This window comes from Kosakonia sp. CCTCC M2018092 (assembly GCF_003864115.1).
Taxonomy (GTDB): Bacteria; Pseudomonadota; Gammaproteobacteria; order Enterobacterales; family Enterobacteriaceae; genus Kosakonia; species Kosakonia cowanii.
Map to the genome: position 1 here is coordinate 4,406,307 of NZ_CP034225.1, position 24,233 is coordinate 4,430,539.

Here is a 24,233-nt window from a genome sequence, read left to right on the forward strand (position 1 = left end):
TTTATTCCCCTTGTAGTGTCGCGATAATCCGCCGCGAACCGCCGTGGATGCGATGCTCTCCCAGCCAGATCCCCTGCCATGTCCCCAGTAATACGCGCCCATTCTGCACGGGCAGCATCAGCGACACGCCAAGCGTCGATGATTTGATATGCGCAGGCATATCATCCGGCCCTTCATAATCATGCTCATAGGGCGTATTGTCCGGCACAGCACGTAAAAAGTGGCGCTCCATATCCTGGCGCACCGTGGGATCGCAATTTTCATTAAGGGTGAGAGAAGCGGACGTGTGCTGAAGCAGCAGGTGCAACAAACCGGTTTTCACGCTCTTAAGCGCAGTAATCTGCCCGATCACCTCATCGGTGACCAGGTGAAAGCCGCGCGATTTCTGGCTAAGCGTAAGCGTCTGTTGATGCCACATAAACTGCTCCTTATCAAAAATGAACCTCTGTAAGTGTGCAGCATGTCGCCAAAAGGGGAAACCCGACGCCCTTTTTTTCTCTAAAAAAGGGCGATCGATTAGTAATCAGAGTCGACAATCACCTCTTCACCAAACGCACCGGCCTGCGGCAACGGTTGGTAGGTTGAGTTCGCGGCGCGCAGGACGCGGATCGGGCGTGCTTCGCTTTCGCGCGCGGCGGTGATGTCACCGTCAGAGTCGCCGTAATAGATGCGGATCTTTTTATCCTTCAGCCACTGCACTTTGTTGTTCTGCCCCGGCTGATCGCCGGCAAAAATCACCGGATTCATATTGGCAGCAGGGATATGAAAATCATCCTGCAAAGTTTTGCTCACCGTCTCGGTTTTGGTCTGGCTGCGGCCGGTGATAAAGAAAATCGTGTCGCCGCGTTTAACGTGCATGGCGATCAGCTGACGCGCGACCTCTTTGGGAATGCTGAACTCATCCCAGCCGTTATTCATCTTTTCCCAGAATTCCGGGTTGTGCAGATAGGCATCGCTATCCGGAGACCAGGTTTTCTTACCGCGCCAGAAGCCGGGGCTGGAGAAGAGCACGGTATCGTCGATATCAAACCCTACCGCCATCGGCGGGCGTTCAACCAGCGAACTTTCGATTTGCGCCACGGAAACCCAGTGTACCGCCGCCTGCTCAGAGAGTTTTGCAACGTTAGTGCCCGTTGTAACCGGCGTCGGCGCAGAGGCGTAAACCGCCGCGCTGCTGAAGGCCGCCCACAGGCAGAGCGCGCCGAGCGCGTGTCTGAACTTTTGCATAATTTTCCCTGCTTATCAGTGCTTTGTTTTTTATAAAAGAGGTGAATAGTCTTAAACCTGAGTGACCATAACCGCAGGGCGAGGTGAAACAAAGTTTTTTCTGGGAAATCCGCCAGCTTTGGTGGGTCACCCTCTGCCGGTTTGCAGAGGGTGAAGAGAGAAGTAAGTGAATACTTACATCACTGCTGCGAAGGCTTGTGCCACGCGGTGAACGTTGCGGTTATTAAGCCCGGCGACGCAGATGCGGCCACTGGAAACGAGATAAATGCCAAACTCTTCGCGCAGACGATCCACCTGCGCAGCACTCAGCCCGGTATAACTAAACATACCGCGCTGCTTGAGCAGGTAGGAGAAATCCCCTGTCGGCATCGCCTCATTCAGTGCATCAACCAGCGTCTGACGCATTGCCTTAATGCGAGTGCGCATCGCTTCCACTTCCGCCAGCCACGACGCTTTTAGCCCGGCATCGTTCAGCACCGTCGCCACCAGCTGCGCACCGAAATTCGGCGGGCTGGAGTAGTTGCGGCGCACCGTCGCTTTTAGCTGACCGAGCACGCGCCCGGCGGCATCGGCATCTTCACACACCACCGAAAGCCCGCCAACGCGTTCACCGTAGAGGGAGAAGATTTTTGAAAAGGAGTTGCTGACCAGTGCAGGCAGCCCGGCGTGGGCAATCGCACGGATCGCATAGGCATCCTCTTCCATCCCCGCGCCGAAGCCCTGATAAGCGATATCAAGGAACGGGATCAGCGTGCGCGCTTTCAGCACCTCTACCACCTCATCCCACTGCGCAGGCGTTAAGTCGGCACCGGTCGGGTTATGGCAGCACGGATGCAGCAGAACAATGCTCTGCGCAGGCAAGCTGTTTAATTTTTCGAGGAATGCCGCGAAACGCACGCCGTTGGTTTCGTTGTCATACCACGGGTAAGTAGCAACCTCGAAGCCTGCGCCTTCAAAAATCGCGATGTGGTTTTCCCAGGTCGGATCGCTGACCCAGACGCCGGAGTTGGGGAAGTAACGTTTCAGAAAATCTGCGCCGACTTTCAGCGCGCCGGAGCCGCCGAGCGTCTGGATGGTGGCGACACGCTGCTGCTCAAGAACCACATGCCCGGCACCAAACAGCAGCGGCGCAATGGCGTGACGGTAGCTGTTAAGGCCTTCCATCGGCAGATAGAGCGACGCGCCATGCGGCTGCGCGTTGAGGCGCGCTTCGGCTTCCGCCACCGCCTGCAAACGCGGGATAGTGCTCTCTTCGTCGTAATAGAGCCCGATGCTGAGGTTAACTTTGTCGCTGCGGGGATCCTCTTTGAACCGCTCCATCAATGAGAGGATCGGGTCGCCGGCATAGGCGTCAACTTTCTGAAACACGCGTGTATTCTCCAGGTTTACAGTGGGCGAAACACCACAATAAACCGGAAGTCAGGCAAGGTCGAGGGGGCAGTAAAGCGGAAACGAAATAAGGATTAACAGCTCAGCACTGCGCGCACTTGTGCGATGCGCTCAGCCACCGACCCGCTGACGCGAATAAACGGCACGCCGCGTTCGGTCAACTGTTCGAGATACCAGGCTTGCTGGCGCTGGCGGAAGGTTTCATCCTGGCGGGTGCCATCCTGCACAAACGGAAAATCATCCTCGCACAACACCACCAGATGATAGTGCCGCTGCGCCAGCGCGTAGAGCGCGGCAGGCGCTTCGCCAAACATCGTCAGCGTATAAAAGAGCGTGGTCAGCGGCGAGGTATCGCACACCAGCCAGCGCACCGCGGGCGTGCTCTCTTCCCGTTGCACCTGAGTTTGTGCAATCGCCAGCATATCGTCATACACCAGCTCGCCACCCTGTTCTTCCCAGCGCTCGCGGCCATACTCCGCCACATACGCCGTTCCCAGCGCCTCTGCCAGCGCGGCGCTGAGGGTGCTTTTGCCCGTCGATTCACCGCCGAGCAGGCAGATACGCTGAACAAAATCGTGATAGACGGGCGCGGCCAGCATCTGCCGCCAGCGGTGGACATCGCTGCGGATCAGCGTCCCGGATGGCGCATCCTCACCTTGCCCGCGCGTCAGCCGCACATGAGTCACCGGGCGGGAAAAACGTTCGCTCAGCACGCGGGCGAAGCCGTCGCCATACTCCTCCGCCGTGAAGACCGCGTCAGGATGGCAGCCCAAAACCTGCAAACAGATATCCGCAACATAGTGACGATGCAGATCGCCATCGGCGTCGTTATGCGGTAACGGGCCTAAACCCAACTCCGCCACGCGCGCCAGTGTCAGAACAAGGATCTCACACTGGGGAAACCGCGCCCGCAGCCAGCGTTCGCGCTTCTCCGGCTCGCAGCCGGGCAGTTCTGGCACGGAGTAGCTGATGAGCCACAGGCGTTCGCACTGCGCCAGCGCGGTGTTGATTAACCGTTCATGACCGCAGTGCAGCGGCGCGAATTTACCAACAATCAGCCCACTGGCGAAGGGTTTCATGGCTTAACCAGCGCCTTGCGCCACTGGTAAAGCCCGTGCCAGGCATTACACCAGAAGATCAGGTAAAGCCCGGCGGTCAGCCACAGATCGCGCGCGGCATAGAGCGGCACGGCGATAGTGTTGACCAGCAGCCAGAAGTACCAACTCTCCAGCCGCCGCCCCATCAGCATAAACTGCGCGAGAATGCTGAAGACCATAATCGCCGAGTCCAGCCACGGCGACCAGGCGTTGGTAAAACGGTGCAGCAGCCAGGCATAACCGCCCGCGACAATCAGCGCCCCCACCAGCAGGAAAGCAATATGTTGCAGCGGCGTTTTGCGCACCGCCAGTTGCTGTCCGTGATTGCCCCTCAGCCAGTTGATCCAGCCGGCAATGCTGCTGACGATAAAGAAGAGTTGCAGGGTGACATCCGCGTAAAGCTGCACAGAGTAGAAGACCCAGCCGTAGAGCACGCAGCCGATAATGCCCGTCCACCACGTATGCACATTGTTGCGCGCGGCAAGCCACACGGAGAGGGCGTAAGCCAGGCAGGCGGCGATTTCCATCGGCGACACGGGGCGTTCCTTTTAGTCGATGTAGATAAGGGTCGCCCTTGAGGTCAGGCGCGTAATAAGTTCGTAAGCACTCACATTTGTTGCCTGCGCGATGCGCTCGACGGGTAAACCTTCCCCCCATAGCACCACGCGATCGCCGGGTTTGTCCTGCGCTTCTGGCCCCAGATCGACGCAAATCATATCCATCGCCACACGCCCAACAATCGGCACTTCGCGGCCGTTAACCAGCACCGGCGTGCCGGAGGGCGCTGCGCGCGGATAACCGTCGCCATAGCCCATCGCCACCACGCCTAAACGGGTGTCGCGCGCGCTCTGCCAGGTGCCGCCATAGCCGACCGGTTCACCTGCCGCATGCTGGCGCACGGCAATCAGCTGCGAAGTGAGCGTCATTACTGGCTGGAAGCCAAAATCGCTGCCCCACGGTTTATGGTCGAGCGGCGAAACGCCGTAGAGAATGATGCCGGGGCGTACCCAGTCGAAGTGGGATTGCGGCCACAGCAGCGTACCGCCCGAGGCGGCAATCGAGCGCATGCCCGGCTTGCCTTCGGTAAAGGTGGTAAAGAGATCGAGCTGGCGCTCGGTCGCGCCGCAGTCGGGCTCATCGGCACGGGCAAAGTGGCTGACGATGTTCACCGGCTGGCGCACATTTTTGCACTGGCTGAGGCGGGCGTAGAAGGCTTCCGCTTCGTGCGGGTGTACGCCAAGGCGATGCATGCCGGTGTCGAGCTTCATCCAGACATCCACCGGCGCGCTCAGGGTGGCGGCTTCCAGGGCTTCAAGCTGTTCAACGCTGTGGATCACCGTATGCAGCTGATGTTCAGCCACCAACGTTAAATCGCTGGCGGCAAAGAAGCCTTCGAGTAACAGAATCGGTTGAGTAATGCCCCCTGCGCGCAGTTGCAGGGCCTCTTCAAGACGGGAGACGCCGAAAGCATCGGCATCGGGGAGCGTTCGCGCGGTCTCGAGAAGACCGTGTCCATAAGCGTTCGCTTTCACGACCGCAACCAGTCGGCTGGCGGGAGCCAGTTCGCGCAGGCGTTGCAGATTGTGTCGCAGAGCGCGGCGGTTAACTACTACGGTTGCCGCTTGCATGTTTTTCCTCAAAAACAATTTTGTCGATCGTTCGTGGGCAGGTGCGTTGAAGGCACCTGCGGCGCGAAGAGTAACGAAACGTTATTCGTCGTCGTATTGTGGCCCGGCATAGTTATCGAAGCGTGACCACTGCCCATTGAATGTCAGACGTACCGTGCCGATAGGGCCGTTACGCTGCTTACCAATAATGATTTCAGCGATGCCTTTTAAGTCGCTGTTTTCGTGATAAACCTCATCACGGTAGATAAACATGATTAAGTCGGCATCCTGTTCGATAGAGCCCGATTCACGCAGGTCGGAGTTGACCGGGCGCTTATCGGCGCGCTGCTCCAGCGAGCGGTTAAGCTGCGACAGCGCCACCACCGGCACCTGCAACTCTTTCGCCAGCGCTTTCAGCGAGCGGGAGATCTCGGCAATTTCCAGCGTACGGTTATCCGACAGCGACGGCACGCGCATCAGCTGGAGGTAGTCGATCATAATCAGGCCAATGCCGCCATGCTCGCGGGCGATTCGCCGCGCACGAGAGCGCACTTCCGTCGGCGTCAGGCCGGAGGAGTCATCGATATAGATATTACGTTTTTCCAGCAGAATGCCCATCGTGCCGGAGATGCGCGCCCAGTCCTCATCATCGAGCTGCCCGGTACGAATGCGGGTCTGATCGACGCGCGACAGCGACGCGAGTGAACGCATCATAATCTGCTCGGAGGGCATCTCAAGGCTGAAGATAAGCACCGGCTTATCCTGCAACATAGCCGCATTTTCGACGAGGTTCATCGCAAACGTCGTTTTACCCATCGAGGGACGCGCCGCGACAATAATCAGATCCGACGGCTGTAAACCGGCGGTCTTTTTGTTCAGATCGTCATAGCCGGTGTTTACGCCGGTCACGCCATCATGGGGCTGCTGGAACAGCAGCTCAATACGCGCCACCGTCGCCTCAAGCACATCGGCGATGTTCTTCGGCCCTTCATCTTTGTTGGCGCGGCTTTCGGCGATTTTAAATACGCGGGACTCGGCCAGATCGAGCAGATCTTCACTGCTGCGGCCCTGCGGATCGAAACCGGCATTGGCAATCTCATTCGCCACCGCGATCATTTCGCGCACTACCGCACGTTCACGCACGATATCGGCGTACGCGCTGATGTTCGCCGCACTTGGCGTATTTTTTGACAGTTCAGCGAGATAAGCGAAGCCGCCGACAATATCGAGCTGGCCCTGTTGCTCCAGCGATTCAGCAAGGGTAATCAGGTCGATGGGTTTGCCCATCTCCTGCAGGCGGTGCATTTCCGTAAAGATATGGCGATGCTGGCGAGTGTAAAAATCCTCGGAAACGACGCGCTCAGCGACGTCGTCCCAGCGCTCATTATCCAGCATTAAACCGCCCAACACCGACTGCTCCGCTTCGATCGAATGCGGAGGCACTTTCATCCCCTCAAGCTTGTGGTCGCGGGGCTCAGTCTGTTTGTTGAAGGGTTTATTTCCTGCCATAGTGAATGGAGTTATCCGGGTAATGAATGGGTTGAGAGATTATCACAGATCAGGAGGAAGCATGGCGACAAGAATCGAGTTTCAACAGCACGGTGGCCCTGAAGTCTTAAAGGCTGTGGAGTTTACGCCCGTCGATCCGGCAGAAAATGAGGTGCAGGTCGAAAACAAAGCCATCGGCATTAACTATATCGACACCTACATTCGCAGCGGTCTCTATCCGCCGCCGGGCCTGCCAAGCGGGCTGGGAACCGAAGCCGCCGGGGTGGTCAGTAAAGTGGGGTCTGGCGTCACGGAGGTGAAAGTTGGCGACCGCGTGGTTTACGCTCAATCGGGGCTGGGCGCATACAGCTCCGTGCACAATGTGCCTGCCGATAAAGTCGCCGTCCTGCCCAACGCCATCTCCTTTGAACAAGCCGCCGCCTCCTTCCTGAAAGGGCTGACCGTCTTCTATCTGCTGCGCAAAACCTATGAAGTGAAGCCCAATGAGATGTTCCTGTTTCACGCTGCGGCGGGCGGCGTTGGCCTGATCGCCTGTCAGTGGGCAAAAGCGCTCGGCGCGAAACTGATTGGCACCGTTGGCTCGGCGCAAAAAGCACAGCGCGCCCAGCAGGCAGGTGCCTGGCAGGTGATCAACTACAGCGAAGAGAGCGTGGTTGAGCGGGTGAAAGAGCTGACCGGCGGTAAAAAAGTGAGTGTGGTGTACGACTCCGTTGGTAAAGATACCTGGGAAACCTCCCTCGACTGTCTGCGCCGCCGCGGCCTGATGGTCAGCTTTGGCAACTCCTCCGGGCCGGTGACCGGCGTCAATCTGGGCATTCTCAACCAGAAGGGATCGCTCTATGCCACCCGCCCTTCGCTGAACGGTTACATCACCACGCGCGAAGAGTTGCAGGAAGCGAGCAATGAACTCTTCTCGCTGATCGCCAGCGGCGTAATCAAAGTGGAGGTGGCTGAGAGCCAGAAGTTTGCGCTCGCCGATGCGCAGCGCGCCCATGAAGCGCTGGAGAGCCGGGCGACCCAGGGATCGAGCCTGCTGATTCCGTAAGTGATTGTGCAGAAAGAATTAGGGCTTCCCGCAGGAAGCCCTTTCTTTTTTTGTTCGGCTGTATTGTAGGGTACAGCGCGATGAATTCGTTACGCCGGAATAGTGACAGATTTACGCGCTAAATCCTATTTGCTTCACCGGACTGCACGGGGAAATGTTTCAAGGATGTGACGAAGCGCTCACTCCTTTCGTAACCGATCCCACGATTGCGCAATAAATCTGCACGCCTTAGCGTTTCGACGCCACCAGATTGAGGGCGTGTTCCACCACATTGATATCCGCTCCCGCTTTGTGCGCATTTTCACTCAGGTAGCGACGCCACTGACGCGCGCCCGGCACGCCCTGGAACAGGCCCAGCATATGGCGAGTGATATGGCCGAGATAGGCCCCCTGGCTCAGTTCGCGCTCAATATAGGGGTACATTGCGCGCACTACTGCCACCGGGTCGGCATCCGGCGTGTCGACGCCGAAAATCTCTCTGTCCACCGCCGCGAGGATGCCAGGGTTTTGATAGACTTCGCGCCCGACCATCACGCCATCCATATGTTCAAGATGCGCTTTCGCCTCTTCCAGCGATTTGATACCGCCGTTGATCGACATCGTCAGGTGCGGGAAGTCGCGTTTCAGCTGATAGACGCGCGGGTAATCGAGCGGCGGAATTTCGCGGTTCTCTTTCGGGCTGAGGCCAGAAAGCCAGGCTTTGCGGGCGTGGATCGTGAAGCTTTCACACTCGCCTTTACCGGCTACGGTGCCAATAAAGTCGCAGAGAAATTCGTAGCTGTCCTGCTCGTCAATGCCGATACGGGTTTTGACCGTCACCGGAATGGAGACGACATCGCGCATCGCTTTAATGCAGTCAGCGACCAGCTGCGCTTCGCCCATCAGACAGGCACCGAAACGGCCATTCTGCACGCGGTCAGAAGGGCAGCCGACGTTGAGGTTGATTTCATCATAGCCGCGCGCTTCAGCAAGCTTCGCACAGTGAGCCAGCTGCGCGGGATCGCTGCCGCCTAGCTGCAACGCCACCGGATGCTCCTCCTCGCTGTACGCCAGGTAATCGCCTTTGCCGTGAATAATCGCCCCGGTGGTCACCATCTCGGTATAGAGCAGCGTGTGGCGCGACAGCAGACGCAGGAAGTAACGGCAGTGCCTGTCCGTCCAGTCGAGCATCGGGGCAATCGAGAAGCGATGAGCGGGAAATGTTGAGGACGGTTTTTCTGGCAGCATGGCGATTATTTGAACATCAAAAGAAAAAGGGGCGCTACTATAGCACAGGCAAAACCGGAGGCGCAGCGCCTCCGGTTAATCCTTAGAATGTCAGGCTAAGCTGCGCACCGGCACCCCAGGTTTCGTCTTCGCCCACCAGCCCCATCAGATCGAGATGAACGCGGTTGAACGGCGAGAAGCCAACACCAGCGGTGAAGACATCTTTATCATCGCCTTTCACATCAGCGCGATAACCGGCACGCACTGCCAGCCAGTTAAGCGGACGCACTTCTGCCCCGACGCCGACATACTGCGAGTTTTTCTCGCTCTTAAAGCCTTTGGTTTCAGTCAGATCGCCGTCAGCACTCAGCGTTACCAGCTCGTTATGCCAGGCGGCACCGGCGGTGACGATCGGGCTAATCTGGTAGGTATCTTTGTAGTTACGCACTTCGCCTGTTCTGCCGTTACGGATGATGGCGTCCTGAGTGTCGATGTTACGCGAGATCAGGTTCTGACCGGTCAAACCGAGCGTCACGTTTTCATTGAGGTCAGCGGCGAGGCCAACGTCAACGTTGAAGCCGGTGTCATCGCGGCGGTAGCGGCTGCTGTTCCAGTCATCGCTGTCGTAGTCATAAATCGACGCCGTGTAGTTGTAGACCCACACTTTTTGCAGCTTCGGCGTTACGCCAACGGAGAGCGGAATGCCGCCTGCGTCAAACTGGTGTGCCAGCGCCACGCCAAAGTCGGTAACAATTGCGCCACGCCCGGAAGCGGTGGAGTTCAGGTTACGGGTGATCTCATCGCTGCCGTTTGGCGACAGCGCCGCGCCCAGCGCTTCACGCACCGCAACGGCATCGCTGTTCTGAATGCTGCGCAGGTAATCAATATCCTGCTGATCGATATTGGAGCTAACGCGTGCGTGGGCGTAGGCTTTGGTGACGAAAGCCGCAGAGAGCACATCGTTAGGGATGCTGACGGCAATACCGGCTGCCGCTTTTGCCTGCGCGGTTTTGCCACGCAGCTTAACCAGCTCGTCACCCAAATCTTTGGCCGCATTCTGGAATTGATCGATGGTGCCAAACGGGTTGGTAATAATCTCTATCGGCGTCAGATTATTGACGACATTTTTATACTGATCGACTTTGTCATTGATGTAATCAATTTCGTCGCGCAGATTGTCCTTATCTGAAATTTGTGCCTGTACGCTTGGCAGAATAACGGTGACATCATCTTCCGGTTGCCCCTTCGCCAGCAACGCCGGGTTGATCAGTGCTCCACTGCCATAGTTTGCCGATGCGACGCCCGTTCCACCCATTGCATCGTTACGCGCTTCTGCCCATGTATTGGCTGCTCCCGCCTGATTTGCCATAAAAAAGGAGACAGCAATGGCGACCACCGAAAGTTTCGCATTTATTTTCACAGTATGTTCTCGTAGCCAGATGAGTATTTAAGCCTGTTAGTTTGCGCACAAACAGGAATTTATATTGCTGTGAATAACAGTAGAAAAAGGCACTACCTCTTCCGAACGCTCCAGGGCGGCCGGTTCATATTTATAGTGATGGCACTCACTATTTATAGAAGAGGAAAACCGTTTCGGGAAGGAAAGTTCCGAAAGTGTGTTTAAAGTTGGCGGTCTCGGCGTTTCAGGCAGGACATGGTAAAGTGTGAAGCTTCATCTTTTCACCAACCCGAGAGCGCCTATGGATAAGACCACTTCGCAAGAGATGTTAGTGCAGGCTGAAAAGCTGTGCGCGCAGCGCAACGTGCGCCTGACTCCACAGCGTCTGGAAGTTTTACGTTTGCTGAGCCTGCAAAAGAGCGCCATCAGCGCCTACGATCTGCTAGACCTGCTGCGGGAAAGCGAACCCCAGGCCAAGCCGCCCACGGTTTATCGCGCGCTCGATTTTCTGCTCGAGCAGGGTTTTGTGCATAAGGTGGAGTCCACGAACAGCTATGTGCTGTGCCATCTCTTCGATCAACCGACGCATACCTCTGCGATGTTTATCTGCGACCGCTGCGGTGCGGTTAAAGAGGAGCAGGCGGAAGGGGTGGAAGATATCATGCACGCCCTGGCGGCGAAGATGGGCTTTGCCCTGCGCCATAACGTGATTGAAGCCCACGGTTTATGCGCGGCCTGCGTGGAAGTCGAAGCCTGCCGTCATCACGACCATTGCCAGCACGATCACAGCCTGCAGGTGAAGAAGAAACCACGTTAGAGATTTTTACTTTTGTGTTTCTGTTTCTCTTTTACAAGGTACAAGGCAATCCCAAAAGATTTCGCGTTTTAGCAAGGCGGCAAACGCGCGAATCATGGGGAGCATACGAAAGTATGTGACTCATGTGAGCAAGAGCAGCCAACGCAGATAAAACGTGAAAGATGAAGGGATTGGGAGCATAGATAAGTATGTGACCCATGTGAGCAAGAGCAGCCAACGCGGATAAAACGTGAAAGATGAAGGGATTGCAGATAAAACATGGAAGATAAGGGTGAGTAGGGAGGTACATCCTTGTACCTACGGGCAGGGTAGCCTGTGAGGGTTAATACACTTGAGGGGGAAGTGTTGGCTACCAGCGGTATTCGTTACGAGTTTCCCAATCCGTAACTTCCTTCTCCGCTTCGTCTTTCGCGTAACCGTAACGTTCCTGGATTTTACCTACCAGCTGGTCACGTTTACCTTCAATGACGGTCATGTCGTCATCGGTCAATTTGCCCCATTTCTCTTTAACAGTGCCTTTAAACTGTTTCCAGTTACCGCCGACTTCGTCTTTGTTCATAATTGACTCCTTATCGTTCGGTTAAAATGACGTTCTTGCGTGCTGAACGTATTAATTATTGTAGATAAGGATTCGGCGTTTGGTTTTTTATTCGGAATCTTTAACCATACACGCCAGACGAAGCCGCAGATCCTCATGCATTGTCGGCATTGGCAAACCAGCTGCCGTTGCGCCAGTGATGACGCCAGATTAGCGCCAGCGTGATACCACGCAGCGCAAGGAAAACGCCCAGAGAGAGCCATAAACCGTGGTTGCCAAGCCACGGCACCGTCAGCAGAGTCAGACCAAAACCGGCAGCGGCAACCGCCATACTGTTACGCATTTCAGCTGCGCGCGTCGCCCCCACAAACATGCCGTCGAGCAAATAGCACCATACTCCCACCAGCGGCAGTATCACCTGCCAGATGAGATAGTGCCCGGCAACCGCCTGCAGTTCAGGAATGGAGGTCAACAGCGCAATAATCGTGCTGCCCGCCAGCGTGTAGACAAGGGCAAAGGCGAGCGCCACAAGCCCTGCCTGCCTGCAGGCCGCGCGCCAGACGTGCAGCAGCTGGCTGCCATCGCGCGCGCCGTAAGCCTGACCAGAGTGGGCTTCGACGGCATAGGCAAAGCCGTCCAGCGCGTAGGCGGTAAAGGTGAGGAACATCATCAGCACCGCGTTGGCGGCGACCGTTTCGCTGCCGAGACGCGCGCCCAGCACGGTGATGGAGCCAAAGCAGAGTTGCAGCAGCAGCGAGCGCAGCATGATATCGCGATTGAGCGCCAGCAAGCGGCGAACGCCGCCGCGCCAGGCGGATTTCAGCATCGAAAGAGAGATAGCCTGTCGGCGTAAAACCTGCCACACCATCAGCAGGCCGATAAAGAAGGTGACATATTCCGCGATAACGGTGGCGAGCGCAGCGCCCTGCACATTCATATGCAGGCCCATCACCAGCCAGAGATCGAGAACGATATTGAAGAGGTTGCCGACCACCAGCAGTATCACCGGTGCACGGGCATACTGCACGCCGAGCAGCCAGCCAAGCAGCACCATATTGCCCAGCGAGGCGGGTGCACTGAGCCAGCGAATGGCAAGAAAGCGTCGCGCCTGCTCCAGCACCGCCTCACTGCCGCCGGTAATATGCAGCGCCAGGTCGATAAGCGGCGTGCGTAACAGCGCAATGACAACCCCTGCGCCGAGCGCCAGCAGCAGAGGCTGGACGAGCGCACGTGAGAGTGCAGAAGGATTTTTCGCACCAAATGCCTGGGCGGTCAGCCCGGTGGTGCTCATACGCAGAAACAGCAGCAGCATAAAGAGGAAGCTGGTTGCCGTTGCGCCAATCGCCACGCCGCCAAGGTAGACGGGGCTATCCAGATGACCAATCACCGCCGTATCAACCAAGCCCAGCAGGGGAACGGTGATATTGGATAAAATCATCGGCAGCGCAAGCCGCCACAAAGCTTTGTCGGATGCGGTTAACAGCGGCATAGCGTAAGCGTCGTTAAAGAGGAGAAGCGTGGCGCTGCGGCGCTAAACGGGGCGCCACAGCAGAGAAAAGAGGCGTTACAGCCATTCACCGTTACGGATCACGCCGACTGCCAGCCCTTCAATGGTGAAGTTCTGCTTACGCAGATCGACCACAATCGGGGAAAAGTCGCTGTTTTCTGCCAGCAGCTCAACGGTATTGCCATGTTTTTTCAGGCGCTTCACCGTCACTTCATCTTCGATACGGGCGACGATCACCTGGCCGTTACGCGCATCCTGGGTTTTATGCACCGCCAGCAGATCGCCGTCCATAATACCGATATCTTTCATCGACATCCCGCTAACGCGCAGCAGGAAGTCCGCATGCGGTTTAAAGAGATTCGGATCGACCTGATAGTGGCTTTCGATATGCTGCTGTGCCAGCAGCGGCTCACCCGCAGCGACGCGACCAATCAGCGGCAGACCGATATCGTTCTCTTCTTCAAGCAGCAAGCGAAGACCGCGCGATGCACCAGATACGATTTCGATCACCCCTTTGCGCGCCAGCGCTTTAAGGTGTTCTTCGGCTGCATTTGGGGAACGGAACCCCAATTGCTGTGCGATTTCCGCACGCGTCGGTGGCATACCGGTTTGGGTGATGCGATCGCGAATCAGATCGAACACCTCTTGCTGCCTGGCCGTTAATGCTTTCATCCCGCCCCCTGGGTGTATATACAGTTATGCTGTGAGTATATACAGTCAACGGCGATTTTGAAACCACATTTAAGCAAAAATCCAGAGTGTTATAGAATTATGGAAACGCTATCGAAAATGTGACCAAAGAAGCGAGATCCAGGTAAAGAGCGCCAGTAAGATTGTCATCAGCACCGCTGCCGAGCCCATATCTTTTGCCCGGCCGGAAAGCTCATGGAACTCAGGGCCAATACGGTCCACAACCGCTTCGATAGCGCTGTTGAGGATTTCAACAACCATCACCAGCGTGACCGAGCCAATAAGCAGGACGCGAGTAATGACATCAATATCCAAAAATGCAGCAATAATAATAGCCAGAACAACGGCGACGCCCTCCTGGCGAAATGCAGCTTCATTAATCCAGGCTGCGCGGACGCCTTTCCACGAATATCCTGCGGCTTTAATGATCCGGGTAAAACCGGTGGTATTATTGGCCATGAAAAGAACCTTTTTAACTATTAAGCGTCAATGAGTAGTGGTACACGCAGCGGTACCACAGAAATTATGCGTGCTTTCTGATATTCTTGCGGCGCAATGGCACTATTAATAACCAGAGGCTTTACACCCTTTATGTCCGGCTGGCCACGAATTTACTACAAATTACTGAACTTACCATTAAGCGTGCTGGTAAAAAGTAAATCGATCCCCGCAGAACCTGCACAGGAACTGGGGCTCGATACATCACGTCCTATTATGTACGTGCTGCCTTATAACTCAAAGGCAGACTTAATGACCTTGCGCGAGCAGTGCCTGGCGCATGAATTACCCGATCCCCTCGAACCGCTGGAGATCGATGGCGCGCTGCTGCCACGCTACGTATTTATTCACGGCGGCCCGCGCGTATTCACCTATTACACGCCGAAAGAAGAGTCGATCAAACTCTTCCACGACTACCTGGATTTGCACCGCAGCCATCCCGATCTGGATGTGCAGATGGTGCCGGTATCGGTGATGTTTGGCCGCTCGCCAGGGCGTGAAAAGGGTGAAATCAACCCGCCGTTGCGCATGCTCAACGGTGTACAGAAATTCTTCGCTGTGTCGTGGCTTGGCCGCGACAGCTTTGTGCGCTTCTCCCCGCCGGTTTCGCTGCGCCGCATGGCGACTGAACACGGCACGGATAAGATCATCGCGCAGAAACTGGCGCGCGTGGCGCGTATGCACTTCGCCCGTCAGCGTCTGGCCGCCGTTGGCCCGCGTCTGCCGGCGCGCCAGGATCTCTTCAATAAGCTGCTGTCGTCTAAAGCGATTGCCCGTGCGGTGGAAGATGAAGCGCGCAGCAAAAAGATCTCCCACGATAAGGCGCAGCAGAACGCTATCGCGCTGATGGAAGAGATTGCCGCTAACTTCTCCTACGAGATGATTCGCCTGACCGACCGTATCCTCGGCTTTACGTGGAACCGGCTCTATCAGGGGATCAACGTGCACAACGCTGAGCGCGTACGCCAGCTGGCGCACGAAGGCCATGAAATTGTTTATGTGCCCTGCCACCGCAGCCACATGGACTACCTGCTGCTCTCCTACGTGCTTTACCACCAGGGTCTGGTGCCGCCGCATATTGCGGCCGGGATCAACCTCAACTTCTGGCCCGCCGGCCCGATTTTCCGCCGTCTTGGCGCCTTCTTTATTCGCCGTACCTTTAAAGGCAACAAGCTTTATTCGACGGTGTTCCGTGAATATCTGGGCGAGCTCTTCAGCCGTGGTTATTCGGTAGAGTATTTCGTTGAGGGCGGTCGCTCGCGTACCGGGCGTCTGCTCGATCCGAAAACCGGTACCCTGTCGATGACTATCCAGGCAATGCTGCGCGGCGGCACACGCCCAATCACGCTGGTGCCTATCTATATCGGCTATGAGCATGTGATGGAAGTCGGCACCTACGCCAAAGAGCTGCGCGGTGCGACGAAAGAGAAAGAGAGCCTGCTGCAGATGCTGCGCGGCCTCAGCAAGCTGCGTAACCTCGGTCAGGGCTATGTGAACTTCGGCGAGCCGATCCCGCTGATGAACTACCTGAACCATCATGTGCCGGAGTGGCGTGAATCGATCGATCCGATTGAAGCGATCCGCCCGGCATGGCTGACGCCGACGGTTAACAGCATCGCTGCAGATCTGATGGTTCGCATCAATAACGCCGGGGCGGCGAACGCCATGAACCTCTGCTGTACGGCGCTTCTGGCTTCGCGCCAGCGCTCGCTGACGCGCGAGCAGCTGACCGAGCAGCTTAACTGCTACCTCGAGCTGATGCGCAATGTGCCCTACTCGCCGGACTCTACCGCACCATCCGCCAGCGCTGCCGAGCTTATTGCTCACGCGCTGCAGATGAACAAGTTTGAGGTCGAGAAGGACACCATCGGCGATATCATCATCCTGCCGCGCGAGCAGGCGGTGCTGATGACCTATTACCGCAACAACATTGCGCACATGCTGATGCTGCCGTCGCTGATCGCGGCGATTGTCACTCAGCATCGCGCGATCTCACGCGGCGAAATTCTGCGTCACGTTGAGCTTCTCTACCCGATGCTTAAAGCCGAGCTGTTCCTGCGCTGGGAAAACGCAGAGCTGGCAGAGGTGCTGGATAAGCTGATTCAGGAGCTGGTGCGCCAGGGGCTGATTACCCTGAAAGAGGATCTTCTCAGCATCAATCCGGCACACTCACGCACTCTGCAACTGCTGGCCGCAGGCGCGCGCGAGACGTTGCAGCGTTATGCCATCACCTTCTGGCTGCTGAGCGCCAACCCGGCGATGAACCGCAGTACGCTGGAGAAAGAGAGCCGTACGCTGGCGCAGCGCCTGTCGGTGCTGCATGGCATCAACGCGCCGGAGTTCTTCGATAAAGCGGTCTTCAGCACGCTGGTGCTGACGCTGCGCGACGAGGGTTATATCAGCGATACCGGCGACGCCGATCCGGCGCGCACGCTTGGCGTTTACCAGATGCTGGCGGAGCTGATGACATCGGATGTGCGTTTAACGATTGAGAGCGCGACGCAAGCGGAGTGACGGAAGTGCCGGATGGCGCGTAAACGCTTATCCGGCCTGGGTGGTAATGCTGAAGGGTATGCTCATTGCCGGATGGCGCGTAAACGCCTATCCGGCCTACGGGGTAACGCTGGAACTGTATGGTCATTGCCGGATGGCGCGTAAACGCTTATCCGGCCTACGTAATAACGCTGAAACCGTATGGTAACAGCCGGATGGTGCGTTAACGCTTATCCGGCCTGGGCGGTTTCAGCGGCTCCGAACCCGTAGGCCGGATAAGGCGCAGCCGCCATCCGGCAACTCAGCGCCCGAACCCGTCAATTCATTGCACGAGCGCAGCAACGACGCGCGCAACCCCGACAAACCCGCGTTATACGTGTAGATAACTCACCGCCAACCCCAGAAACAGCACCAGACCAACGTAGTTATTATTCAGAAAGGCTTTAAAACAGGCATCGCGCTCGCGGCCTGCAATCAACACCTGCTGATAGACAAACAGCGCCCCGGCGATCAGCACGGTGGCGTAATAGATCCACCCCAGCCCGTTCAACCAGCCAACTGCCGCCATCATCGCCATCACCAGCACCTGCAAAATGCCGATAATCAGCTTGTCGTGGCGTCCAAACAGGATCGCCGTCGACTTGATACCAATCTTCACATCATCGTCGCGATCGACCATCGCATATTCGGTGTCATAGGCCACCGCCCACAGGATGTTGGCGAAGAACATAATCCAGCAGCTCAGCGGCACGGACTCGCTCACAGCGGCAAACGCCATCGGTATCGACCAGCCAAACGCCGCGCCCAGCACCACCTGCGGCAGATGCGTATAGCGCTTCATAAACGGATAGATCCAGGCCAGGCCCAGCGCCGCGACCGAGAGCAGAATGGTCATCAAATTGAGGGTAAGCACCAGCGCAAAAGCCAGCAGCACAAGGATGATAAACAGCCCGCGCGCCTCATTTTCCGTCACCGCGCCGCTCGGTAATGGACGATTCGCGGTGCGCTTTACATGCCCGTCAAATTTACGATCCGCGTAATCATTCACTACGCAGCCAGCCGCGCGCATCAGCCAGACGCCAGCGACAAACACTAACAAAATCCACAGCGGCGGTACGCCCGGTGTTGCCACCCACAGCGCCCACAGCGTCGGCCACAGCAGTAACAGCGCACCAATCGGTTTGTCCGTACGCATCAGCCGATGAAAGGCCAACAGTTTAGTTGGCGTGAGACTCCACTCCATTTTCAGTTCCTCTTAGTACAGCGGTGACGCGGGCAGAAACAGTTCGGTCAACATCAGCGGTTTTCCGCCGAGACGCAGGCGGGAACGCCGCCCCCATAACTGCTCGTGGCGTCCAATATCAATAAAGTCACGCGTAAGTGTAGAAGAGGTGAAAAGATATCGCCCCAGCGGCGTATTCCCCAGCTTCTGTAGCGCCAGTTCCGGGCCGCTCAGGGTTGACTCGGGCACCACGGTGCGACCGGCAAGCCACGGCTCGCCGTCGGCGCAGAGCAGGATTTCCCGCAGCCAGTAACGGGCTTCATCGGGCAGATGATCGCGCTCTTCGGCGATCTCATCAGGCGTGACAAACCCCTCGCGGATTAGCGTAACCGTGACCTTTTTGCCCTGTTGTTCAAAACGTTTGGTCATGGAATCTTCCAGCAACAGCCACTCGAGCAGTTGCGGTTCCAGCGCGGGGATTGCGTCCAGGTAGCGCAGCGCACGCAATTGCGTAAGCGCAGGATGTGACATGCCATACTCTCCGGTACATAACGTCGCAGTAGTGTATCGCAGAACCGATGAGTGAGTGGCGGGAAAGTTTATTCGCTTTTCATCCGTGCAACAGTTACGCAACAGCGCGCCCGCACGGCGGAAAAAAAGGTGCGTCTGGCGACGCACCAGTTACTGCAAGTATCAACAACGTGGGGAGAGTTTACCCCTTGCCTTTTACACTGCTGATAAAAGTGGCACGGGCAGTTTTCGACCCGAGACGCTCCGCTTCATTCAATAATTTCAGGGCCTTATCGATATCACCCTTCTCAGCCGCCTGTTTGATCGCCCGGTTAAAGTAGCTCTCGGTATCATTGAGCATCGGCTCGCTTTTCGCGGCAGGCGCCGGAGCCGGTTCAGCCACCGGCGCTGGTGCAGGCTGCGTGTTATAGGCTGGTGCGGCGGTGTTGCCGACCGTCACCGCACTCGGTGCCGAGGAGCCAAACAGCGGGCCAACCAGGATGCTTGAGCTGCTGCTGTTTTTCACTTTCAGCTTAACCACGCCATCGGTGATATGGCGGGCAATGGGGTCGGGAATCGAAGGAACCGCGTTGCCCACGCCTTTGGCATAGGCTTTAGCAGGATCGAGCAGGGTTGTGGTTTTTTGCAGATCGCTCTGCGTGGTAAAGACCAGAATGTAGAGTTTCTGCTGGCCCAGCGCGGGCGTCAGCCGCATTACCCCTTCCAGCCGATCGGCGCTCATCACGCCCGGCTCCTGATAGGTAAAGTAGCTACCGGGAAAGTAGGCCGCAGGTGCCATGTTTTGATCGAAAACCAGCACATTTGGCGCGAAAACACCGCTCTCTTTATTAACTTCGCTGGTAAGTGTCAGGGTCAGCTCGCCGATGTTTGCCGGTACGCTAAAGGCGGCAACCGGGCCGGTAATACCGGCAACATTAAGATGCTGCCCGCCAGTAGAGAGCTGTACCGACTGGGTATTACTGGTATCGGCAGGCGTCCAGTTAAGCTGCTGTAAAGCTGAGGTTGGGATCGCGGGCGCAGCGGCGGTATTTTGCGGCACGATATTGACATCAGCCAGCGTGATACCCGGTACGCTCGCCAGTAAACCGACGGAGAGGGACAGGGCGATGAGACTTTTTTTCATTTTCATTGTTATCACCTTCAGGATGCAGAACAGCGGTAGCCAGGCAATAGCGCGCTGTTTGTAAGGATCAGAGGGGCTTGCGCCCCTCTTTTGGTCATCAGACTGCTATCAGGCTTACCACCAGATTTCCATCTGAGCGCCGAAGGACCACTCGTCGTTGTCGCCGCGACCGAAGGTCTGACCGCCGGTTCCGTTGCGGGTTGCCAGCGAGTAGTCGACGTTGTTGCCAGGATTACCGTTGTAGTTGTAGCCCCATTTCTCATCCCATTTCGCGTAGGTTGCGAAGACGCGGATTGCCGGACGGGACCAGATGCTGTCGCCAGCCTGCCATTGTTGCGCGAGGGTGATTTTGTACTGGTTGTTGGTGTCGTTAGTACGCTGGGATTTCACGTTGTCATAGCCAACTTCCAGCAGGGTGCTCATGATCGGCGTCCACTTGTACATTGGGCGCACACCCACGGTCCACCATTTGGTGCCGTTGTTGTTATCCCAGTCGATGTCCTGGTACATACCGACATACATCAGGTCCCAGCTATCGCCAAGAGAGATGGCACCGTGGTCGAGAATACGCAGCAGCGAGCCGTTGTTGTTGGTGCTGTAGGCGTTATTCGGGAAGGTGCTGTTGGTATCAATACCGACACCGCTGCCCTGAGAAAGCCCTTTGCCCTGCGAGGTCAGAGCATCAGTCCCGTACTGAACCACAAATTTGTTATAGCCTTTCAGCATGCTCTGAACATGCTCAGCGGTGAACATCCAGCCATCTTTGGTCGACGTGGCACCATTCAGGTATTCACCATCACGCGTGTTTGCACGACCATAGTCCACACCCAGTTCCAGTGTGCCGCCCGGGTTGACTTCCATCTGGCCTAAACGCACGTCAAAGACGTCGTTAGCGGTTTTTCTGTTGTAATCGTAAATATTGTTGCTGGAGAAGGTGGAAGAACCACCCGCTTCCGTTGAGCGAGTCACGGCGAGAGAGAGTTTGCCGAAGCCAAGATCAACGTTTTCCAGACCCGCGCCCGGACCGGAGATATCCCAGTAGTAGAAGTCGATCATGTGGACATCATGACGCTGGTAGAAGCGTTTACCTGCCCAGATGGTTGAACCTGGCAGCGCGTCAATCAGGTTTTTACCCTGCACATTCGCTTCACGGAAGGCAGGATCGGTCGCTTCCCAGTCATTCTGCTGGGCGACGGAATAGGCTACGTTAGTGTCGAAGTAGAAGCTTTTATCGCCTTCTTTCCACACTTCCTGACCGAGTTTTAATTCTGCATAGGTTTCACATTCGTTGCCGAGACGGTACTTGGAGCCCGCACCGGTGGCCTGGAAGCACTGCTGCTCGCCGCCGCTGCCGGTCCAGCCAATGCCGGAACGTGCATAACCTTTAAAATCAACAGCGCCCGCCTGAGCAGACAAAATGCCTGCCGTAATGGCGATTGCCAGAGGAACTTTGCGCAGAGTAATCATCGTTCTATCTCCTGAGAGCTTGCTTTTCTTTTTTTACACGCCCCCGTCCGGCTAACGCTTTGTTGGCTGCCGTATTCACCCGTGCGCCTACGTTTGTAAGCGCACAAAGTGCATGCCGTTGCCGCCTCGACATCATGCGAATGGCTTTGTGTAATCTCTTTGTGGGGTAGCTTAAACGCCAGGTTCTTTATGCAACCGGCGGCAGGCGGTGCCATCTTCGCGGAACAGATGGCAACGCTCCGGCGGTAAGCCGATGGCGAATGTGGCACCCTCTTCTACCAGCACCACGTCGTTCTGGCGGTAGACCAGGTTCTGACGTATTGCGGGGATCTGGATATGAATCTGTGTTTCGTGACCAAGCTGTTCGACGACCTGAACAGTGCCGGAGAGCGTGACATCGGCGATATCGCTGGGCAGCAGATGCTCCGGGCGAATACCGAGCGACATATTGGCGCCGACCTGCACGTTCGCACTGTCGACCGGCAGCCACACCTGCTGGCGGTTGGGCAGCTCAACCTGCACCTGCTCAATCGCCGTGGCGGTCACTTTTACCGGCAGGAAGTTCATCTTCGGCGAGCCGATAAAGCCTGCGACAAAGCGATCTGCCGGGTAGTGATAAAGCTCGAGCGGCTTGCCGACCTGCGCCACGCGCCCGGCGTCCAGCACCACGATTTTGTCCGCCAGCGTCATCGCTTCGACCTGATCGTGGGTGACGTAAATCATCGTGCGGCGCAGGCGCTTGTGCAGACGGGAGATCTCAATACGCATCTGCACGCGCAGCGCGGCGTCGAGGTTAGAGAGGGGTTCATCGAGCAGAAAAACGCGCGGCTCGGCCACCAGCGTACGGCCAATTGCCACGCGCTGACGCTGGCCACCGGAGAGCGCCTTCGGTTTACGCTCCAGCAGGTGCCCCAGTTGCAGCACTTCGGAGACCTGGGTGACGCGCGATTTAATCAAATCTTTCTTCGCGCCCGCGAGCGTGAGGCCGAATGACATATTGTCCGCCACCGACAGGTGTGGATAGAGCGCATAGGACTGGAACACCATGCCGATACCGCGCTCAGCGGGCGGCACATCATTCATGCGGGTATCGCCAATCAGCAGATCCCCGCTGGTAATCGTCTCCAGCCCGGCAATCATGCGCAGCAGCGTTGACTTACCGCAGCCTGACGGGCCGACAAACACGACGAACTCACCTTCGTGAATGTCCAGACTGATATCTCTCGATACCACCACATCGCCCCAGGCTTTCGTGACATTTCGCAGCTGTACGCTCGCCATCCCCATCTCCCTTCGTTACAACCTGATACCAACGGATACATTCAAAGTGGCCTGACTATGGCGTAACGATTTTTCCGGCGAATCCTCCACCCCCTGCGTTTTTTATGGGGGAGGAGATGGGAGGATGAGACGCGCTGCTCTGCCCCCCCGACGAGCGGGCGGCGGGTAATTTCGTGACCGGCTTTGCAAAAAACGGCGCATTTTTATGTGCGCTGCGACACATAACGAAAATCTCTGTAACAGAGATCACACAAATCACCCCAGGGGCGTAGGGGCGGGGATGATGAGAAGCGCTTGCCAAAAAAGGAGACTACTCCCGTCAAACCACCTTATGCGTATTCATGAGCACATCATCTAAAGGACGGGATATATGAAAATCAAAACAGGCGCACGCATCCTCGCATTGTCCGCAGTGGCAACGATGATGTTCTCCGCCTCTGCCCTTGCCAAAATCGAAGAAGGTAAGCTGGTTATCTGGATTAACGGCGACAAAGGCTATAACGGCCTGGCCGAAGTGGGTAAAAAATTCGAGAAAGATACCGGCATCAAAGTGACCGTTGAGCACCCGGACAAGCTGGAAGAGAAGTTCCCGCAGGTTGCAGCGACCGGCGACGGCCCGGATATCATCTTCTGGGCGCATGACCGTTTCGGTGGCTACGCACAATCTGGCCTGCTGGCAGAAGTGACGCCGGACAAAGCCTTCCAGGACAAACTGGTTCCCTTCACCTGGGACGCGGTGCGCTACAACGGCAAGCTGATCGCCTACCCGGTCTCTGTAGAATCCCTGTCGCTGATTTATAACAAAGACTTAGTGCCGAACCCGCCGAAAACCTGGGAAGAGATCCCGGCGCTGGATAAAGAACTGAAGGCGAAAGGCAAGAGCGCGCTGATGTTCAACCTGCAAGAGCCCTACTTCACCTGGCCGCTGATTGCCGCCGATGGCGGTTACGCCTTTAAGTATGAAAACGGCAAATATGATGTGAAAGATGTTGGCGTGGATAACGCGGGCGCGAAAGCCGGTCTCAGTTTCCTGGTGAAACTGATCAAAGACAAGCACATGAATGCCGACACCGACTACTCGATTGCCGAAGCCGCGTTTAACAAAGGCGAAACGGCGATGACCATCAACGGGCCGTGGGCATGGACCAATATCGACAAGAGCAAAATCAACTACGGCGTCGCGCAACTGCCAACCTTCAACGGTAAACCGTCGAAAACCTTCGTCGGCGTGCTGAGCGCAGGTATCAACGCCGCCAGCCCGAACAAAGAGCTGGCGAAAGAGTTCCTTGAAAACTACCTGCTGACCGATGAAGGCCTGGCGGAAGTGAACAAAGACAAACCGCTCGGTGCGGTAGCGCTGAAATCTTATCAGGATCAGTTAGCGAAAGATCCGCGCATCGCCGCCACCATGGCGAACGCTAAAACCGGCGAAATCATGCCGAATATCCCGCAAATGTCCGCCTTCTGGTACGCCACCCGTACCGCGGTGATCAACGCTGTCACCGGTCGCCAGACCGTGGATGCAGCGCTGAAAGATGCGCAGGGCCGCATCACTAAGTAAGAACGTAACGGCCCTGTTCCTCACGG

At 56.7% G+C, this 24,233-nt stretch carries 22 protein-coding genes; 4 read left to right on the plus strand and 18 right to left on the minus strand.

Translation table 11 applies throughout. The features are described 5' to 3' along the window. Position 1 precedes the first annotated feature (1 nt). The 7 genes from EH164_RS20715 to dnaB form a co-directional block, all read right to left on the minus strand. Complete coding sequence (locus EH164_RS20715) at positions 2–418, minus strand: secondary thiamine-phosphate synthase enzyme YjbQ (RefSeq protein WP_124970633.1); 417 nt, start codon at positions 416–418, stop codon at positions 2–4. A 98-nt stretch (positions 419–516) separates the two neighbouring features. After that, positions 517–1,227, minus strand: a complete 711-nt coding sequence (aphA, locus tag EH164_RS20720) for an acid phosphatase AphA (RefSeq protein WP_124970636.1) — start codon at positions 1,225–1,227, stop codon at positions 517–519. A gap of 174 nt (positions 1,228–1,401) precedes the next feature. Beyond that, entirely contained in the window at positions 1,402–2,595 is a 1,194-nt protein-coding gene (tyrB, locus tag EH164_RS20725; protein WP_124970640.1) for an aromatic amino acid transaminase, read from the minus strand. Between the two features lie 95 nt (positions 2,596–2,690). Further along, positions 2,691–3,695, minus strand: coding sequence for an AAA family ATPase (locus tag EH164_RS20730; RefSeq protein WP_124970644.1), 1,005 nt, complete (start codon positions 3,693–3,695; stop codon positions 2,691–2,693). Next, positions 3,692–4,249: a nicotinamide riboside transporter PnuC gene (gene pnuC, locus EH164_RS20735; RefSeq protein WP_206430685.1), complete on the minus strand. Its 558-nt coding sequence runs from the start codon at positions 4,247–4,249 to the stop codon at positions 3,692–3,694. The genes EH164_RS20730 and pnuC overlap by 4 nt, the downstream gene beginning before the upstream one ends. A 12-nt stretch (positions 4,250–4,261) precedes the next feature. Next, complete coding sequence (gene alr / locus EH164_RS20740) at positions 4,262–5,341, minus strand: alanine racemase (RefSeq protein WP_124970647.1); 1,080 nt, start codon at positions 5,339–5,341, stop codon at positions 4,262–4,264. Positions 5,342–5,422: 81 nt separating this feature from the next. Next, positions 5,423–6,829, minus strand: a complete 1,407-nt coding sequence (gene dnaB, locus EH164_RS20745; protein WP_023478500.1) for a replicative DNA helicase — start codon at positions 6,827–6,829, stop codon at positions 5,423–5,425. Positions 6,830–6,890: 61 nt separating this feature from the next. Here dnaB and EH164_RS20750 point away from each other — a divergent pair, with 61 nt between their 5' ends. Then, the gene (locus EH164_RS20750) at positions 6,891–7,874 is read left to right on the plus strand and encodes a quinone oxidoreductase (protein WP_023478370.1); all 984 of its coding nucleotides are present in this window, start codon (positions 6,891–6,893) and stop codon (positions 7,872–7,874) included. A 228-nt stretch (positions 7,875–8,102) separates the two neighbouring features. On the opposite strand, the gene dusA is transcribed toward EH164_RS20750, so the two are convergent. Both dusA and traF read right to left on the minus strand, forming a co-directional pair. Then, positions 8,103–9,101: a tRNA dihydrouridine(20/20a) synthase DusA gene (gene dusA / locus EH164_RS20755; protein WP_124970650.1), complete on the minus strand. Its 999-nt coding sequence runs from the start codon at positions 9,099–9,101 to the stop codon at positions 8,103–8,105. Between the two features lie 82 nt (positions 9,102–9,183). Then, positions 9,184–10,449, minus strand: coding sequence for a conjugal transfer protein TraF (gene traF, locus EH164_RS20760; RefSeq protein ID WP_124971640.1), 1,266 nt, complete (start codon positions 10,447–10,449; stop codon positions 9,184–9,186). A 331-nt stretch (positions 10,450–10,780) separates the two neighbouring features. Between traF and zur the strand changes: the two genes are divergently transcribed. Continuing rightward, complete coding sequence (zur, locus tag EH164_RS20765; RefSeq protein WP_023478461.1) at positions 10,781–11,296, plus strand: zinc uptake transcriptional repressor Zur; 516 nt, start codon at positions 10,781–10,783, stop codon at positions 11,294–11,296. A 349-nt stretch (positions 11,297–11,645) separates the two neighbouring features. Here zur and EH164_RS20770 read toward each other — a convergent pair whose 3' ends face one another. The 4 genes from EH164_RS20770 to EH164_RS20785 form a co-directional block, all read right to left on the minus strand. After that, positions 11,646–11,855 carry a CsbD family protein gene (locus EH164_RS20770; RefSeq protein WP_023478538.1) on the minus strand — a complete coding sequence of 70 codons (210 nt, stop codon included), beginning with the start codon at positions 11,853–11,855 and terminating at the stop codon, positions 11,646–11,648. Between the two features lie 133 nt (positions 11,856–11,988). Further along, positions 11,989–13,323, minus strand: coding sequence for an MATE family efflux transporter DinF (dinF, locus tag EH164_RS20775; RefSeq protein WP_124970653.1), 1,335 nt, complete (start codon positions 13,321–13,323; stop codon positions 11,989–11,991). A 75-nt stretch (positions 13,324–13,398) separates the two neighbouring features. Further along, a complete protein-coding gene (gene lexA, locus EH164_RS20780; protein ID WP_023478391.1) occupies positions 13,399–14,013 on the minus strand; it encodes a transcriptional repressor LexA in 615 nt (204 codons plus the stop codon). Positions 14,014–14,121: 108 nt separating this feature from the next. Then, entirely contained in the window at positions 14,122–14,490 is a 369-nt protein-coding gene (locus tag EH164_RS20785) for a diacylglycerol kinase (RefSeq protein ID WP_124970656.1), read from the minus strand. Positions 14,491–14,622: 132 nt separating this feature from the next. On the opposite strand from EH164_RS20785, the gene plsB reads away from it, so the two are divergent. Continuing rightward, a complete protein-coding gene (gene plsB / locus EH164_RS20790) occupies positions 14,623–17,043 on the plus strand; it encodes a glycerol-3-phosphate 1-O-acyltransferase PlsB (protein ID WP_023478464.1) in 2,421 nt (806 codons plus the stop codon). A 349-nt stretch (positions 17,044–17,392) separates the two neighbouring features. Here the strand turns inward: plsB and ubiA are convergent, their stop codons facing one another. From ubiA to malK, 5 genes are all read right to left on the minus strand, one after another. Further along, complete coding sequence (gene ubiA, locus EH164_RS20795) at positions 17,393–18,265, minus strand: 4-hydroxybenzoate octaprenyltransferase (RefSeq protein WP_124970659.1); 873 nt, start codon at positions 18,263–18,265, stop codon at positions 17,393–17,395. A gap of 12 nt (positions 18,266–18,277) precedes the next feature. Next, positions 18,278–18,775 (minus strand): chorismate lyase, encoded by a 498-nt coding sequence (gene ubiC / locus EH164_RS20800; protein ID WP_023478465.1) that lies wholly within the window; start codon positions 18,773–18,775, stop codon positions 18,278–18,280. Between the two features lie 181 nt (positions 18,776–18,956). Continuing rightward, the gene (gene malM, locus EH164_RS20805; protein ID WP_124970662.1) at positions 18,957–19,904 is read right to left on the minus strand and encodes a maltose operon protein MalM; all 948 of its coding nucleotides are present in this window, start codon (positions 19,902–19,904) and stop codon (positions 18,957–18,959) included. Between the two features lie 108 nt (positions 19,905–20,012). Then, entirely contained in the window at positions 20,013–21,365 is a 1,353-nt protein-coding gene (locus tag EH164_RS20810; protein ID WP_124970665.1) for a maltoporin, read from the minus strand. Between the two features lie 171 nt (positions 21,366–21,536). Further along, positions 21,537–22,646 (minus strand): maltose/maltodextrin ABC transporter ATP-binding protein MalK, encoded by a 1,110-nt coding sequence (gene malK, locus EH164_RS20815; protein ID WP_023478364.1) that lies wholly within the window; start codon positions 22,644–22,646, stop codon positions 21,537–21,539. A gap of 370 nt (positions 22,647–23,016) precedes the next feature. On the opposite strand from malK, the gene malE reads away from it, so the two are divergent. Continuing rightward, complete coding sequence (malE, locus tag EH164_RS20825; RefSeq protein ID WP_124970671.1) at positions 23,017–24,207, plus strand: maltose/maltodextrin ABC transporter substrate-binding protein MalE; 1,191 nt, start codon at positions 23,017–23,019, stop codon at positions 24,205–24,207. Positions 24,208–24,233 lie beyond the last annotated feature (26 nt).

Bases quoted from the DNA above. Each gene is read 5' to 3' on its own strand.
- aphA (WP_124970636.1), bottom strand. From the start codon at position 1,227: ATGCAAAAGTTCAGACACGCGCTCGGCGCGCTCTGCCTGTGGGCGGCC.
- dnaB (WP_023478500.1), bottom strand. From the start codon at position 6,829: ATGGCAGGAAATAAACCCTTCAACAAACAGACTGAGCCCCGCGACCAC.
- lexA (WP_023478391.1), bottom strand. From the start codon at position 14,013: ATGAAAGCATTAACGGCCAGGCAGCAAGAGGTGTTCGATCTGATTCGC.
- EH164_RS20770 (WP_023478538.1), bottom strand. From the start codon at position 11,855: ATGAACAAAGACGAAGTCGGCGGTAACTGGAAACAGTTTAAAGGCACT.
- malE (WP_124970671.1), top strand. From the start codon at position 23,017: ATGAAAATCAAAACAGGCGCACGCATCCTCGCATTGTCCGCAGTGGCA.
- dinF (WP_124970653.1), bottom strand. From the start codon at position 13,323: ATGCCGCTGTTAACCGCATCCGACAAAGCTTTGTGGCGGCTTGCGCTG.
- plsB (WP_023478464.1), top strand. From the start codon at position 14,623: ATGTCCGGCTGGCCACGAATTTACTACAAATTACTGAACTTACCATTA.
- EH164_RS20750 (WP_023478370.1), top strand. From the start codon at position 6,891: ATGGCGACAAGAATCGAGTTTCAACAGCACGGTGGCCCTGAAGTCTTA.
- alr (WP_124970647.1), bottom strand. From the start codon at position 5,341: ATGCAAGCGGCAACCGTAGTAGTTAACCGCCGCGCTCTGCGACACAAT.
- zur (WP_023478461.1), top strand. From the start codon at position 10,781: ATGGATAAGACCACTTCGCAAGAGATGTTAGTGCAGGCTGAAAAGCTG.
- malK (WP_023478364.1), bottom strand. From the start codon at position 22,646: ATGGCGAGCGTACAGCTGCGAAATGTCACGAAAGCCTGGGGCGATGTG.
- EH164_RS20810 (WP_124970665.1), bottom strand. From the start codon at position 21,365: ATGATTACTCTGCGCAAAGTTCCTCTGGCAATCGCCATTACGGCAGGC.
- traF (WP_124971640.1), bottom strand. From the start codon at position 10,449: ATGGCAAATCAGGCGGGAGCAGCCAATACATGGGCAGAAGCGCGTAAC.
- EH164_RS20715 (WP_124970633.1), bottom strand. From the start codon at position 418: ATGTGGCATCAACAGACGCTTACGCTTAGCCAGAAATCGCGCGGCTTT.
- ubiC (WP_023478465.1), bottom strand. From the start codon at position 18,775: ATGTCACATCCTGCGCTTACGCAATTGCGTGCGCTGCGCTACCTGGAC.
- EH164_RS20785 (WP_124970656.1), bottom strand. From the start codon at position 14,490: ATGGCCAATAATACCACCGGTTTTACCCGGATCATTAAAGCCGCAGGA.
- malM (WP_124970662.1), bottom strand. From the start codon at position 19,904: ATGAAAATGAAAAAAAGTCTCATCGCCCTGTCCCTCTCCGTCGGTTTA.
- dusA (WP_124970650.1), bottom strand. From the start codon at position 9,101: ATGCTGCCAGAAAAACCGTCCTCAACATTTCCCGCTCATCGCTTCTCG.
- ubiA (WP_124970659.1), bottom strand. From the start codon at position 18,265: ATGGAGTGGAGTCTCACGCCAACTAAACTGTTGGCCTTTCATCGGCTG.
- EH164_RS20730 (WP_124970644.1), bottom strand. From the start codon at position 3,695: ATGAAACCCTTCGCCAGTGGGCTGATTGTTGGTAAATTCGCGCCGCTG.